Genomic DNA, 14,777 nt, shown 5'->3' on the forward strand with positions numbered 1-14,777 from the left:
CGGACACTCAGGACAGCCTAGTCCGGCGATCACGATTCGATCTCCTCCGCGCGCCTTGCCTCCAGGATGTGGACATCTGCTCGTACTGTGCCGCTGTGATCAAGTCCGGAGAACCACAGGCACCGCCGGACTTCCTGCGTGCCCTGGAGTCGATCGGCCGCCGTCGGGTGCGCCCCGAGGTCCGGCTGCGCGAGGTCACGGCGCCGAGCCGCATCGCCCCGTTCGCCCTGGCCCTCACGGGCGAGGTCGACGGTACCGACGCCGCGGGCGAGCCGCTCGCGAGCGGGCGCTTCATCGTGCTGCACGACCCGGCGGGCCAGGAGTCCTGGCACGGGACGTTCCGCGTCGTGACCCTCGTGCGTGCGACGCTCGACCCCGAGCAGGCCACCGACCCGCTCCTCGGCGAGGTCGCCTGGACCTGGCTCGAGGAGGCTCTCGACCACGCGGGCGTCGACGCGCTCGCCGAGGGGGGCACCGTGACCCGGGTCCTGTCCGAGAGCTTCGGCGCCCTGGCAGGCCAGGCGAACGGCGTCGACCTCGAGATCCGGGCGTCGTGGACGCCCCGCTCGACCGACCTCGGACCTCACCTGGACGCCTGGTCCACGCTGCTGTGCCAGGCCGCGGGCCTGCCGCCGCTCCCGGACGGCGTGACGCCGTTGCGCTCGCGACGCAATACCGTGGGTCCATGAGCTCGGCCCACACCCCCTCGTTCTCGCACGCGCCCGACGGCCGCGGCGGTGCCCGCGCGGCGTCCGTCCCGGAGCCGGTCGGCGCGCAGGACGCGCCCGACGCGCCCTCGTCGTCGGACGCGCCCTCGGCGCCTCTCGCACCGTCGGTGATCCCGCTCACCGAGCCCGCCGACGGCGTCGGCCCCGTGATCGACACCCCCGAGGCCTTCGCCGAGGTCGTCGCGGCGTTCGCCGCCGCGTCGGGTCCCGTCGCGGCCGACGCCGAGCGCGCCTCCGGCTACCGGTACGGCCAGCGCACCTACCTCGTCCAGGTGCGCCGCGAGGGTGCCGGCACCGCGCTGATCGACCCGATCGGGGTCCCCGACCTCTCGCCGCTGCGCGAGGCCGTCGGCGACGCCGAGTGGATCCTGCACGCGGCCTCGCAGGACCTGCCCGGCTTCGCCGAGCAGAACCTGTTCCCCGCCCGCATCTTCGACACCGAGCTCGCGGCCCGTCTGCTGGGCATGGAGCGCGTGGGGCTGGCCGCGGTCATCGCGGAGGTCCTGGGCCTCGGCCTCGCCAAGGAGCACTCGGCCGCGGACTGGTCCACCCGCCCGCTGCCCGTGGACTGGCTGCGCTACGCCGCGCTCGACGTCGAGGTGCTCATCCCGCTGCGCAAGATCCTGGGCGAGCGGCTCGAGGAGCAGGGCAAGGCCGAGTGGGCGGCGCAGGAGTTCGAGGCCGTGCGCACCGCTCCCCCGCCGCCGCCCCGCGAGGAGCCGTGGCGCCGCACGTCGGGCGTGCACGCGCTGCGCAACCCGCGCAGCCTCGCGGTCGTGCGCAGCCTGTGGGAGGCGCGCGACGAGAACGCCCGTCGTCGGGACATCGCCCCAGGGCGGGTGCTGCCCGACCGCGCGATCGTCGCGGCCGCACAGGCCATGCCGCGCTCGGTGCCGGAGCTCGTCAGGCTGCCCGCGTTCTCGGGACGCAACACGGCCCGCCGCGCGGCGTCGTGGCAGCAGGCGATCGACAAGGCCCTGGCGCTGCCGCAGGACGCGCTGCCCAGCTCGCGGGGGCCCCGCAGCGACGCACCGCCGCCCCCGCGTGCCTGGGCCGAGCGCGACCCCGAGGCAGCCCGTCGCCTGGACGCGGCACGCGCCGTGGTCCAGCGTCTCTCGGACGAGCACGACGTCCCGCTCGAGAACCTCCTGCAGCCCGACGCGCTGCGTCGCGTGTGCTGGACGCCGCCCTCGCCCCTGGACTCCGAGCACGTCGCGCAGTTCCTGCGCGGGCGCGGTGCTCGCGAATGGCAGGTCGGCCTCGTGGCCGAGCCTCTCGCTGCGGCCCTCGCCGACCCCGGGTCGGTCCCGCGCCCTGCACCCGCGACGGACGCCGGGCCCGCCACGCGCTCGGAGGACGGCGGCGACCTGAGCCGCCCGGGCACCGACTGATCCCGGCCCGGACCCGGGAGCCCGGACGGCGCGACGCCGTCGTCCGGGCCTTCCCCTCGCCGGTAAGGTCAGGGGCATGTTGTCCGAGTCCTCCACCCTGACCGTCACGACGATCACCGACCGCGCCGCCTGGGACGAGCAGGTGCTCGCGATGGGCGGTCACCCGCTCCAGCTCTGGGGGTGGGGCGAGGTCAAGGGGGCCGGGGCCTGGACGCCCCGCCGCCTGCAGGTCGCAGGCCCCGACGGGACCGTGCTGGGCCTCGCCCAGGTGCTGGTCCGCTCGTTGCCCGCGCAGTTCAAGGCGCTGAGCTACGTCCCGCGCGGCCCGGTCGTCATGCCCGACGGCGTCGGCTACCCCGCGACGCGCTCGGCCGTGACCGAGGCCGTGGTGCAGTGGTGCCGCAAGAACGTGGGCGGCGTGGGCGTCACGCTCGAGCCCGACTGGGACGCCGGGACCCCGCTCGAGCTCGACGGCGCGGTCCCCGCGGTCAACCCCGTGCTCTACCCGACGACCCTGATCCTCGACCTGCGCAGGACGCCTGACGAGCTCATGGGCGACATGGCGAAGAAGACCCGCCAGTACATCCGCAAGTCCGAGCGCGAGGACCTCGAGTTCCGCCCCGTGACGACGCGCGGCGAGCTCGCGGCGTGCCTGCGCCTGTACCGCCAGACGGCCGAGCGTGCGGGCTTCGGGCTGCACGAGGACTCGTACTACGAGCGCGTGTTCGACGAGCTGGGCGAGCACTCCCCCGTCTTCGCGGCCTTCGCGCGCTCGTCCGAGGGCGGCCCGCACGACCGGCCGGTCTCGTTCGTGTGGTTCGCGGCCTCGGCGCGGACGTCGTTCGAGCTGTACGGCGGCATGGACGAGGAGGGGCAGCGACTGCGAGCCAACTACGGCCTCAAGTGGTACGCGATCAACGCGATGCGCGACCGCGGCGTGGTGCGCTACGACGTCAACGGGTTGCTCAACGACGGGATCTCGACGTTCAAGCGCGGCTTCGCGTCGCACGAGGACGAGCTGGTCGGGAGCATCGACGTGCCGTTCTCGATGTGGTACACCGCGTGGAACAAGGGCTTGCCGACCGCCAAGAAGGTCGTGCGCAAGCTGCGCGGCGGCAGCTGAGGACGGCTCCCGGCGCCCGCACGGGCGCTCACACCACGCGAGACTGCGTATCGCTGGGCGCTCACCCAACGACCCTCGACGGACCCGCTCGAACCCCCGTGGTTCCGCGGGTCCGTCCGTCGTTGTCGATACTCGGTCTCACACTTTCGTGCATTTTCCTGGTACCGCGGGTAGCCTGTACCAACGCTGAGCGGTGACGCTCAGGGACACCGCCGTCCAGATCAGGAGAAGCCATGACTGTGGCCAGCAAGGGTTCGGGCTCGCGCCGGACCGTCCGCGACGTCGTCTTCGTCGAGGGGGTGCGCACGCCGTTCGGCAAGGCCCGCCCTGACGGCATCTACGCGAGCACCCGTGCCGACGACCTCGCCGTGAAGGCCGTGCGCGAGCTGCTGCGCCGCCGCCCCGAGCTCCCTGCCGAGCGGATCGACGAGGTCGCGCTCGCTGCGACGACCCAGACGGGCGACCAGGGCCTGACCCTCGGGCGCAGCGTGGCCGTGCTGGCCGGCCTGCCGAAGTCCGTGCCGGGCTTCGCGATCGACCGCATGTGCGCGGGCGCCATGACCGCGGTCACCACGACCGCGTCGGCCATCGCGATCGGCGCCCAGGACGTGACGCTCGCGGGCGGACTCGAGCACATGGGCCACCACCCGATGGGCGAGGGCGCGGACCCCAACCCGCGCTTCGTCGCCGAACGGCTCGTCGACTCGACGGCCCTGGTCATGGGCGCGACCGCCGAGAACCTGCACGACCGCTTCCCGCACCTGACCAAGGAGCGCGCGGACGCGTACGGCGTCGCGAGCCAGGCCAAGTACGCCAAGGCCCTCGCCAACGGCGACGTGACACCGGACCTCGTACCGGTCGCGCTGCGCGACCCGCAGCAGGGCTGGGGACTGGCCACGGCCGACGAGCTGCCCCGCCCGGGCACGACCGTCGAGGACATCGCGAACCTCAAGACGCCCTTCCGTCCCGGCGGCAAGGTCACCGCGGGCAACGCCTCCCCGCTGACCGACGGCGCGGCGGTCTCGCTCCTCGCGGCGGGCGACGTCGTGGCCGAGCTCGGCCTGCCGGCCCGCATGCGCCTCGTGTCGTTCGCGTACGTGGGCGTCGACCCCGAGGTCATGGGCATCGGCCCCATCCCCTCGACCGAGAAGGCCCTGGCCCAGGCCGGGCTGAGCATCGAGGACATCGGCCTGTTCGAGATCAACGAGGCCTTCGCGGTGCAGGTCTTGGCGTTCCTGGACCACTTCGGCATGCCCGACGACGACGCCCGCGTCAACCAGTACGGCGGCGCGATCGCGGTGGGCCACCCCCTCGCGGCGTCGGGCGTGCGCCTCATGACGCAGCTCGCGCGCCAGTTCGAGCAGCACCCCGAGGTCCGCTACGGCCTGACCACGATGTGCGTGGGCCTGGGCATGGGCGGCACGGTCGTCTGGGAGAACCCGCACCACGCCGACTACTCCGGCCACACGACGACCGACGGGGAGAACTGACCCATGAGCACCCAGACCACCACGCCCCGTGCCGAGCGCGTGACCCACTCCCTCGTCCGTGACGTCGAGCTGCCGGGGGGCGCGGGCACGCTCGCGCTCCTCACGCTCGACAACGGCCTGGACCACACCAAGCCCACGACGCTCGGGCCGGGCGGCATCGCCGAGCTCACGGCCGCGCTGACCGCGCTCCAGGCCCGCGCGGCGCGTGGCGAGATCGCGGCCGTCGCCGTCACGGGCAAGCCGTACTTCCTCGCCGCGGGCGCCGACCTGACGCAGGTCGCGACCGTCCGCACGCGCGACGAGGCCCTCGAGCTGGGCCGGGGCGGCCACGCGGCCTACCGCCTGCTCGGCGAGATGGGCGTCCCGACGTTCGCGTACATCAACGGCCTGGCCCTGGGCGGCGGCCTCGAGGTCGCGCTCAACTGCGACTACCGCACGGTCGCGACCGACGCGCCCGCGCTCGCGCTCCCCGAGGTCGGCCTGGGCCTGGTCCCGGGCTGGGGCGGGGCGTACCTCGTGCCGCGCCTCGTGGGCATCGAGAAGGCCATGGACGTCATCCTCACGCGCCCGAGCGCCAACAAGCCGTTCAAGGCCAAGGAGGCCTTCGAGATCGGCCTGGCCGACGCGCTGTTCGAGGCCCCGGACTTCCTCGAGTCCTCGATCCGCTGGACCGCCGACGTCGTGCGCGGCACCACGGTCGTCGAGCGCCGCGAGCTCGACCCGGCACCGGTGTGGGACGCGGTCGTCGCCGGTGCGCGCAAGCAGCTCGACGCCGTCGTGCACGGGTCCCGGCCCGCGCCCTACCGGGCTCTGGACCTCCTGGCCGCGGCCCGCACCGCGACCAAGGACGAGGCCTTCGCGGCCGAGGACGAGGCCCTGGCGGACCTCATCATGTCCGACGAGATGCGTGCGAGCGTCTACGCGTTCCAGCTCGTCTCGCACGGCAAGCGTCCTGCGGGCGCCCCGGACCCGAAGCTCGCCCGCCCGGTCACCTCGGTCGGGATCGTGGGCGCGGGCCTCATGGCGGCTCAGCTCGCGCTGCTGTTCGCGCAGCGCCTGGGCGTGCCCGTGACGATGCGCGACCTCGACGCCGAGCGCGTGGAGCACGGGCTCGCCTACGTCCGCACGACGGTCGGCAAGCTCGTCACGACGGGCCGCATGAGCAAGGACGCGGGCGCCAAGGTGCTGTCCTCGGTCCACGGGACGACGGACATCACCGAGTTCTCGCGCTGCGACTTCGTGATCGAGGCCGTGACCGAGGTCCTGGGCCTCAAGAAGAAGGTCTTCGCCGAGCTCGAGGGCATCATCGGGCCCGACACGATCCTCGCGACCAACACCTCGGCGCTGTCCGTGACCGAGATGGCCGCGGACCTCGCGCACCCCGAGCGCGTCGTGGGGCTCCACTTCTTCAACCCCGTCGCGCAGATGCCGCTCGTCGAGGTCGTCCGGGCCGAGAAGACCTCGGACGAGGCCCTCGCCACGGCGTTCGCGGTCTCCAAGGCGCTGCGCAAGACCGCCGTGGGCGTCGCCGACCGTCCCGGCTTCGTGGTCAACCGCCTGCTCGTGCTGCTCCTGGGCAAGATCGTGGAGGCCGTCGAGAACGGCACCTCGGTCGAGGTCGCCGACCGTGCGCTGCGCCCGCTCGGCCTGCCCATGGGACCGTTCGCGCTGTTCGACCTCGTGGGACCCGCCGTGGGCCTGCACGTCCTGACCTCGCTGCGCGAGGACCTGGGCGACCGCTTCCCGTCCTCCCCCGGGCTCGAGAAGCTCGTGGCCGAGGGCACCAAGGTCGTCCTGCCGGCCCCGGCACGCGGCATCCCTGCGAGCGTCGACCCGGCGATCCAGGCGTACTTCGGCACGGGTGAGGCCGGCGGTCCGGGCGCGCTCGACGAGGCGGGCGTCCTCGACGCGGTCCTCGTGGCCCTGACGACCGAGATCGGCCACATGCTCGACGAGGGCGTCGTCCAGGGGCCCGAGCAGATCGACCTGTGCATGATCCTGGGCGCGGGCTGGCCGTTCCACGACGGCGGCATCACGCCGTACCTGGACCGGACGGGCTACGCGGAGAAGGTCCTGGGCCGCCGCCTCCTGCCCGACGGCGTCGCGAACGTCCCGGCGCAGGTCGCCTGACGCGTCGTTCACCTCTCGCACCGGACCCGGGGGTGGTCGGTCAGCTCCTCGGAGCAGGCCGACCGCCCTCGGGTCTCGGCGTCTGACGGACGGGTCGGAAGGGCCGTGGTGGGCCTCGCCGGTGATAGCGTCGCGGGGCCCCTCGATCCGTGGCACTGCGACCGCCGATCGTCACCGAGAGTCCGTGCTCTCCCCGCCGCCGACCCCCAGGAGCGCCTGCCCGATGACCGCGCCCGACGCTCCCCGCCCGACGCCCGAGCAGGCACGGGAGGTCGTCGCGCGGGCCGACGAGGTCGCCGCGCTCCTCTCGGGCCTCGCCGGGGCGCCGGCCCGGTTCCGCGAGCACGTGCGCACCGCGTTCGGGTCGAGCCAGCAGGACAAGGTCCTGGGCGAGCTCTCGGCGATCGGGGTCGAGCGGCTGCGCGAGGTCAGCGGCGAGCGGCTGCGCGTCGGCCGCCTGGTCGACGGGGGCATCACGACCGTCGGAGCCGTGCTGCGCGCGGGACCCGCCGGGCTCGAGCGGCTGCCCGGGATCGGGCCACAGACCGCGACGCACTGCCTCGCGGCCGCGGCGCAGATCGCGCAGGCCGTCCAGGAGACCCTGCGGTTCCGGATCGACGACGCCCCCGGCGACCCGTTCACGACCGGCCTCGTCCAGGCCCTCGCCGGGCTCGACGCCGCGCGCACGGCCGCCACGGTCCACCGGCAGGTGATCGTCACGTTCCTCGAGGGGCACACCGAGCACCGGGTCGCGGCCCAGGAGGCGACCCGCGCGGTCCGGACCTTCTTCTCGCTGCCAGCGCGACGCCGTCGGGCAGCGGACGCCGTGCGCGACCTCGCGCGGCTCACCGAGGACGCCGAGCGGTCCGGGGTCGTCGCGGCCGCCAGGCGCGTCGCGGCCCTCGACACAGCCCCCGTGGACGCCTTCGAGGCATGGACCGACTTCCGGGCGCGCTCGGCGACGTACTACGCGCTGCTCGACGACGTCGTGGACATCGGGCGGGACCTCCAGGCGACCGAGGGCCACCTGCCGCCCGAGCTCCTCGCCCGCGTGGACGAGCAGCCGCTCGACCAGTCCCTCCTGACCGCCTCGCTGCGCGGCTACCAGGTGTTCGGGGCGCGCTACGCCCTCGCGCAGCGGCGCACGATCCTGGGCGACGAGATGGGGCTCGGCAAGACCGTCCAGGCCATCGCCGCGATGGCGCACCTCGCCGCGGGCGGGGCGACGCACTTCCTCGTGGTGTGCCCCGCGAGCGTCATGACGAGCTGGGTGCGCGAGGTCGCGCGGCACTCGACGCTGCGCTCGCTCGACGTCCACGGCCCCGAGCGCGCCGAGGAGGCCGCGCAGTGGGCGCGCGAGGGCGGCGTGGCCGTGACGACGTTCGAGCAGGTCGGGCTCCTGCCGCTCGACCTGCCCACGCCCGCGATGCTCGTGGTCGACGAGGCCCACTACGTCAAGAACCCCGAGGCCAGGAGGTCGCAGGCCGTGGCCGCCTGGGCTGCACGGACCGAGCACGTGCTGTTCCTGACCGGCACGGTCATGGAGAACCGCGTCGAGGAGTTCCGACGCCTCGTGGCCTACCTCCAGCCCGACGTCGCCGAGCAGGTCAGCCCCGCGCACGGAGCCGCGGGCGCCGAGAGGTTCCGGCTCGCCGTGGCCCCCGTGTACCTCCGGCGCAACCAGGAGGACGTGCTCGAGGAGCTGCCCGAGCTCGTCCAGGTCGAGGAGTGGGAGACGTTCGGTCCCGCCGACGGCGCCGCCTACCGTGCCGCGGTGCGCGAGGGCAGCTTCATGGCCATGCGCCGGGCTGCGTACGCCGTCGACCACCCTGAGGACTCGGCCAAGGTGCGCCGGCTCGTCGAGCTCGTCGAGGAGGCCACGGGGAACGGCCGCAAGGTCGTCGTGTTCACGTACTTCCGCGACGTCGTCGACCTCGTGGTGCGCGCGCTGGGCGACCTCGCCGCCGGACCGCTCACGGGCTCGGTGAGCGCCACGAACCGCCAGACGATCCTCGACGAGTTCACGGCCTCGCCCGTGCCCCGGGCGCTCGTGAGCCAGATCGAGGTGGGTGGCGTCGGCGTCAACCTCCAGGCCGCATCCGTCGTCATCCTGTGCGAGCCGCAGGTCAAGCCCACGACCGAGGCACAGGCCGTCGCACGCGCCCACCGCATGGGCCAGGTCCGCACCGTGCAGGTCCACCGGCTCCTGGTCGCCGACACGGTCGACGAGCGCATGGTCGAGATCCTCGGCACCAAGGCCCGGCTGTTCGACGCCTACGCGCGGCGCAGCGTCCTGGCCGACGCGCTGCCCGGCGCGGTCGACGTGTCGGAGGCGCGGCTCGCGCAGACGATCGTCGCGGCCGAGCAGGCGCGCTGGCTGGGTGGGGAGCCGGTCGTGGCGGGCGGGGCCGGGACGCAGATCGCGGTCGTGCAGGACGCTCCGACCGACGACGAGCCGTGGGGCGCGGAGAGCGCCCTGCCCTAGGGCGTCCCGCCCACGTCCGGCGAGGCGGGCTGCGCGGCCGGCGCGAGCGTCGCGGCCAGAACCACCCAGCGTCCGTCCGTCCGCGCCCAGAGGCGGGTGTAGACCAACCGCGCGGACACTGCGGCGCCGCCCTGGACCGCCTCCACGGCGGCGACCAGCCTGGTCACCCCGCTCACGGCGTCCTCCCGGACGTCGAGCGACTCCTCCTCCAGGCGGGTGATCCGCAGCGCACCCGAGCGGTGGCTCTCCAGGTCGTCGTCCTTGGAGAACACCGAGCCGTCGGGGCCGACGCCCACGCACCGAGGATGCAGCAGCGCGTCCAGCGCGTCGACGTCGCCCGCACGCTGGGCGGCCTGGAGCGCGTGCTCAGCAGCGAGAAGGCTCATCGCCCGAGTGTACGCACCGGGGCGTGCCACGGGGCGGACGCTGAGCTCTCACCCCGCCACGTCGGCGGTCTTGAGGTCGTCGACGAACGACCGGAACTCGTCCAGCTCGTCGGGGCAGTAGATCTCGATGATGAGCAGCTGCCCCTGGACCACGCGGCTGTCGGCGATGACCGGCCGGGCGCCCGGGCCCGTCGCCCCGTTCGCGAGCTGAGCGAGCAGCGTCGCCCGGCTGAGCGCCTCGTTCGGGTGGGCGCACGTCGCGCCGCCGTCGTCGCCGAGGACGCGCACGACCTGGTCCTTGTCGGGAGTGCGCACGCCCGCGTCCTCGAGCGCCGCGATGAGCTCGTCCGCCTTCTCCGACGCGCGCGCCGACGCCCTGACGGTCGTGAAGGCGAGGACCGCCCACACGCCCATCGCGACGAGGATCACGCACGCACCGACGTAGATCCACCGGCGCTCGTGCCGCGGCTGGCTCTCCTCGGGCGTGCTCATGAGGCCACCTCCGTCGACTCGGCCTGCTTCCAGGTCGGCTTGCGGAACCGGTAGAACAGGAACGGCACGAACAGGCCCAGGCCGAGGGCCCCGCCGCCGACGACGAGGAAGTAGACCAGCGGGCTGCCCGACGCGAACTGCGACGGCGGGATGAACCCGACCAGCAGAGCCGCCAGCGAGGCCGCGAAGCCCACCCCGCACATGCTCACGAGCATCGGGGCCCGGAAGCCGCGCGGGTGGTCGGGCTGGCGGCGGCGCAGGTTGATCGCGGCCACGAACATCAGCAGGTACATGATCAGGTACACCTGCGTCGTGATGACCGAGAAGATCCAGTAGGCGCTCGAGACGTCGGGGATCAGCGCGTACGCGAGACCGATGACCGTCGTCACGATGCCCTGGACGACCAGGATGTTCTGCTGGACACCGTTCTTGTTGAGCCGCTGCAGGAACGGCGGGAGGTACCCCTCCTGACGGGAGATGAGCAGCAGGCCCTTCGACGGGCCGGCGAGCCAGGTGAGCATGCCACCGAGCGAGGCCGTGACGAGCATGATCCCCACGATGGGTGTCAGCCACTGCCACCCGAAGTTCGCGAACACCGCGTCGAAGGCCTGCATCACGCCGGCCGTGAGCGAGAGCTCCTCGGCGGGCACGATCCAGCTGATCGCCAGCGCGGGCAGGATGAAGATCGCCAGCACCATGCCCATCGCGAGGAACATCGACTTCGGGAACTGCTTCCCGGGGTTCTTCAGCGACGACACGTGGACCGCGTTCATCTCCATCCCGGAGTAGGAGAGGAAGTTGTTGACGATGAGGACGAGGCTCGAGAGCCCGGCCCACGCCGGCAGCAGGTTGTCAGCCGTCATGGGCGCCGCGGACTCGTTCCCCTGACCGAGGAAGACGACGCCGAGCGTCACGAGGACGACACCGGGGATCAGGGTCCCGATGATGAGCCCGCCGCTCGCCAGGCCGGCGACCCCCTTGGTGCCGCGCGAGGAGACCCAGACGCCGGACCAGTAGACGACGATGATCACGGCCGCCGTCCACACGCCGCTGCTGGCGAGCGCGGGATTGATGACGTAGGCGAGCGTGCTCGCGACGAACCCGAGCAGGCTCGGGTAGTAGAAGATCGTCATGGCGAACTGGCACCACACCGCGAGGAAGCCCATCGGCTTCGAGATGCCCTCGGAGACCCACTTGTAGATGCCGCCGGTCCACCCCGAGGCGAGCTCCGCGGACACCAGCGAGGTCGGCAGCAGGAAGACGACCGCGGGCAGCAGGTAGAGGAACACGCAGGCCAGGCCGTAGACGGCCATCGTGGGCGCCGCGCGCAGGCTCGCGACCGAGCTGGTCGTCATCATCGCGAGGGCCACCCAGGAGATCCACTGGGTGTTCGTCGCGCGGGTGCGGGTGGCCGGGACCGCTGCGGCGCCGTCGACGGGAAGGTCGGCGGGGACGTCCGCGGCGCTCATCGTGCGTCCAGCGAGGGTGCTTGCGTGGTCATCACTGCCTCCGTCGACGTCGTCGGTCAGGCCTTGGTTCGAGTGTGCCGCCCGGGGAACCGGGCGCACGTCATCCAGATCGAGTGAATCGCGTCGCCCGGAGGTCGACCGGAGCGGGAACGCTCAGCCCCGGTCGGAGCCCGCTTGTCCCGCCGTCGCCGAGGTCGGCAGCGTGAACGACACGGCCGCGGCCGCCGCGGCGGCGTCGTCGAGCGTGCCCTTGGTCGCGCGGTGGCGGCCGATCACGAAGGCCATGAGCACGCCGAGGAAGCTGAAGACCGCCATCATCCACGCGGCGGCCGCCAGTCCCCCCGCCAGTGCCTCGCTCTGCGCGGCGCCTGCGGCGGTCCGGTTGGCGATCACGTTGCCGTAGACGGTCGCGGCCAGCGCCGTCGCGACCGCCGCGCCGACGTACCGGGCCATGTTGGAGACCCCCGAGGCGCCGCCTACCTGGTTCTCGGGTACCGCGGCCGTCGCCGCAGCCGACGCGGGGCCGTTGGACAGTCCCATGCCGACCGCGATCGCGACGAGCGGCAGCAGGAACGCGGTGTACACCCAGGACTCGTTCACGAGGCCCACGACCACGAAGCCGACCGTGGTCAGGGCGAACCCGAGCCCGATCGTCTGCCGACCGCCGACCTTCGCCGCGAGCCGCGGCACGAGCGGGGCGATCACCACGAGCCCCACGGTCGCGGGGAGCGTCGCGAGCCCCGCCTGGAGCGGGCTGAAGCCCAGCGTGGCGGGGTCCTGGAAGTACAGGCTCAGGAGGTACATCAGACCGTTGATCGTGCCCGCCCCGATGAGGATCGCGACGGTCGAGCCGACGAGGACCCGGTTGCGCAGCAGGGCGAGGTCCACGAGCGGGACGGCGACCCGCCCTTCGACGACGACGAACGCGACGGCCGCCCCGACGGAGAGCGCGAAGCACCCCAGCGTCGCCACCGAGAACCAGCCCCAGTCGCCGCTCTTGGTCACGCCCAGGATGAGCGGCGTCAGCGTCAGCGCGATGAGCACGGTGCCCGCGTAGTCGATCGTCCTCGGTCGGTCCGGGTCCCTCGACTCGGCGACCGTCATCGCCGTCAGGACCATGCACAGGACCGCGATCCCCGCGTCGATCCAGAAGAGCCCCTGCCACCCCGTGACGTCGACGAGCACGCCGCCGACCAGCGGACCGGCCGCGGCCCCCACGGCAGCCGCAGCGCCCCACAGGGAGACGGCCCGGAGCTGGGCGTCGCCCGAGTTCGCGACCGACAGGAGGCTCAGCCCGCACGCGAGGATGGTCGCCCCCGCCGCCCCCTGGATCACGCGACCGGCGATCACCATCCCCCCGGAACCGGCGAGCGCGATCAGCACGCAGGACACGACGAACAGCAGCAGGCCGAGCTGGAAGACCCGCCGGCGCCCGAAGACGTCCCCCAACGAGCCCGAGGTGACGATGACCGCCGCCCCGACGAGCGAGTAGCCCGTCACGGCCCACTGCAGCGTGGTCACCGACGTCCCGGTGTCCTCGGAGATCGCCGGGAGCAGGATGCTGACCGCCGAGGTGTTCGCGTTCACCACCAACGTGGAGATGCACGTGGCGGCGAGCACCCCGCCCGCCTTGGCTCCGACCTGTCCATCGACCTGCGCAGCGTCGCTCATCGCACTGCCCTTTCCCGTGACGGGCTCGGGGCGGGTACCCCTGACACACGGTAGGGCAGATGATCGCTGCGCTCCTGTCGAAACCGCACGCGGCCTGCCGGGGCGGTCCAGGGGCACCTCGCGGCGCTAGTCCTCCCAGCCCATCCTCAGCACCTCGAACGCCGTGGCGTGCTCGACGCCCATGCGGGCCCCACCCGCCCGGCTCATGGTCGCGAGGAACTCGGCAGGGTCGAAGTGCTCCCACCCGAGGCCGGCGATGTAGGCGGCGTGGGCGCGCAGCGAGGCCACTCCCGCGTCGAACGTCCCGGTCACGTCGACGCCGTGGGCCGCGTCGGGGGAACCAGCGACCCAGACCTGCCGCACACCGCCCCACGGCTCCAGGCCCGCCTCGACCTGGTCGTGGAAGACCCAGCGGTTGCCCGCGTCGCGCACGGCGTCGACGACGGCCCGGCCCGTGGCGATGTGGTCGGCCTGGTTGAGCATCCCGCCCGGGAAGGTCTCGCGGTAGTTGCCCGTGATGACGACCTCGGGGCGGTGACGCCGGATCGCCGCCGCGATGGCAGACCGCAGAGGCAGCCCGTACTCGAGCACGCCGTCGGGCAGGCCGAGGAACTCGACCTCGTCCACGCCCACGATCGCGGCCGACGCGACCTGTTCTGCCTCGCGCACGCCGCGCGCCTCGTCGGGCGCGAGGCCGTCGATCCCGGCCTCGCCGCTCGTGACCATGGCGTAGACCACGGTCTTGCCCTGCCCGGTCCAGCGCGCGACGGCGGCGGCCGCGCCGAACTCCATGTCGTCCGGGTGGGCCACGACCGCGAGCGCCCGGGTCCAGTCCTCGGTCAACGGGGTCAGGGGTTCCTGAGGTGGGAGGTCCATGCCTTCCACGGTATCCCCGGGCGCTCTGGCGTGGAGGGGTGGATGAAGGGGTCAGCGGATGGCCGCGACCGCCTCGACCTCGACGAGCTGGTCGTCGTAGCCGAGCGCGGCGACGCCGAGCAGCGTGCTCGGCGGGTCGTGCGGGGCGAGCGCGTCGCGCACGACCTCCCACGCGGCCACGAGGTCGTCCTGGGACGTCGAGGTGACGTACACGGTCGTCTTGACGAGGTCCGCGAAGGTAGCGTCCGCGTCCTCGAGCGAGACCCGCAGGTTCTCCATGGTCTGCACGGCCTGGGCCCGCACGTCCCCGACGCCCACGGTCGCACCGTCGGCGTCGAGCGGGCACGCGCCCGCGGCGTAGACGAGACGGGCGCCGGACGGTACGACGGTCGCGTAGGCGTACTCGGCGACGTCGGACAGGCGGGGGCTGCGCACGAGCCGGGCGACGGGGAACGACGGCTCGGTGGTCGACGGTGCGGCGGGGGAAGAAGGCACGGGTTCTCCTCGGGGTCGATGGGGTGTCCTTCGATCCTCCG

General features: G+C 73.2%; 12 protein-coding genes. 6 read left to right on the plus strand and 6 right to left on the minus strand.

Annotated elements, in window-relative coordinates; all coding sequences use genetic code 11:
• Positions 1–95: 95 nt before the first annotated feature.
• From ACFVQ3_RS14110 to ACFVQ3_RS14135, 6 genes are all read left to right on the plus strand, one after another.
• Positions 96–689, plus strand: coding sequence for a DUF3000 domain-containing protein (locus tag ACFVQ3_RS14110; protein WP_387640104.1), 594 nt, complete (start codon positions 96–98; stop codon positions 687–689).
• Positions 686–2,119, plus strand: a complete 1,434-nt coding sequence (locus ACFVQ3_RS14115; protein WP_387640107.1) for an HRDC domain-containing protein — start codon at positions 686–688, stop codon at positions 2,117–2,119. Before ACFVQ3_RS14110 ends, ACFVQ3_RS14115 begins: the two co-directional genes overlap by 4 nt.
• Before the next feature lie 76 nt (positions 2,120–2,195).
• Positions 2,196–3,242: a lipid II:glycine glycyltransferase FemX gene (locus ACFVQ3_RS14120; RefSeq protein WP_387640109.1), complete on the plus strand. Its 1,047-nt coding sequence runs from the start codon at positions 2,196–2,198 to the stop codon at positions 3,240–3,242.
• Positions 3,243–3,475: 233 nt separating this feature from the next.
• A complete protein-coding gene (locus ACFVQ3_RS14125) occupies positions 3,476–4,732 on the plus strand; it encodes a thiolase family protein (RefSeq protein WP_387640112.1) in 1,257 nt (418 codons plus the stop codon).
• A 3-nt stretch (positions 4,733–4,735) separates the two neighbouring features.
• Complete coding sequence (locus ACFVQ3_RS14130; RefSeq protein WP_387640114.1) at positions 4,736–6,862, plus strand: 3-hydroxyacyl-CoA dehydrogenase NAD-binding domain-containing protein; 2,127 nt, start codon at positions 4,736–4,738, stop codon at positions 6,860–6,862.
• Positions 6,863–7,085: 223 nt separating this feature from the next.
• The gene (locus ACFVQ3_RS14135; RefSeq protein ID WP_387640116.1) at positions 7,086–9,347 is read left to right on the plus strand and encodes an SNF2-related protein; all 2,262 of its coding nucleotides are present in this window, start codon (positions 7,086–7,088) and stop codon (positions 9,345–9,347) included.
• On the opposite strand, the gene ACFVQ3_RS14140 is transcribed toward ACFVQ3_RS14135, so the two are convergent.
• The 6 genes from ACFVQ3_RS14140 to ACFVQ3_RS14165 all read right to left on the minus strand — a co-directional run bounded on the left by ACFVQ3_RS14140 (position 9,344) and on the right by ACFVQ3_RS14165 (position 14,736).
• Complete coding sequence (locus ACFVQ3_RS14140) at positions 9,344–9,733, minus strand: nuclear transport factor 2 family protein (protein ID WP_387640118.1); 390 nt, start codon at positions 9,731–9,733, stop codon at positions 9,344–9,346. The two genes, ACFVQ3_RS14135 and ACFVQ3_RS14140, sit on opposite strands and share 4 nt — an antisense overlap.
• A 48-nt stretch (positions 9,734–9,781) precedes the next feature.
• Entirely contained in the window at positions 9,782–10,225 is a 444-nt protein-coding gene (locus ACFVQ3_RS14145; protein ID WP_387640121.1) for a hypothetical protein, read from the minus strand.
• Complete coding sequence (locus tag ACFVQ3_RS14150; RefSeq protein ID WP_387640123.1) at positions 10,222–11,694, minus strand: APC family permease; 1,473 nt, start codon at positions 11,692–11,694, stop codon at positions 10,222–10,224. Before ACFVQ3_RS14150 ends, ACFVQ3_RS14145 begins: the two co-directional genes overlap by 4 nt.
• 153 nt (positions 11,695–11,847) lie before the next feature.
• A complete protein-coding gene (locus tag ACFVQ3_RS14155; RefSeq protein WP_387640125.1) occupies positions 11,848–13,365 on the minus strand; it encodes an MFS transporter in 1,518 nt (505 codons plus the stop codon).
• Positions 13,366–13,491: 126 nt separating this feature from the next.
• A complete protein-coding gene (locus ACFVQ3_RS14160) occupies positions 13,492–14,241 on the minus strand; it encodes a PIG-L deacetylase family protein (RefSeq protein ID WP_387640128.1) in 750 nt (249 codons plus the stop codon).
• 51 nt (positions 14,242–14,292) lie between these two features.
• Entirely contained in the window at positions 14,293–14,736 is a 444-nt protein-coding gene (locus ACFVQ3_RS14165; RefSeq protein WP_387640130.1) for a RidA family protein, read from the minus strand.
• Positions 14,737–14,777 lie beyond the last annotated feature (41 nt).

The organism is Oerskovia sp. NPDC057915 (genome assembly GCF_042887685.1).
GTDB lineage: Bacteria > Actinomycetota > Actinomycetes > Actinomycetales > Cellulomonadaceae > Oerskovia.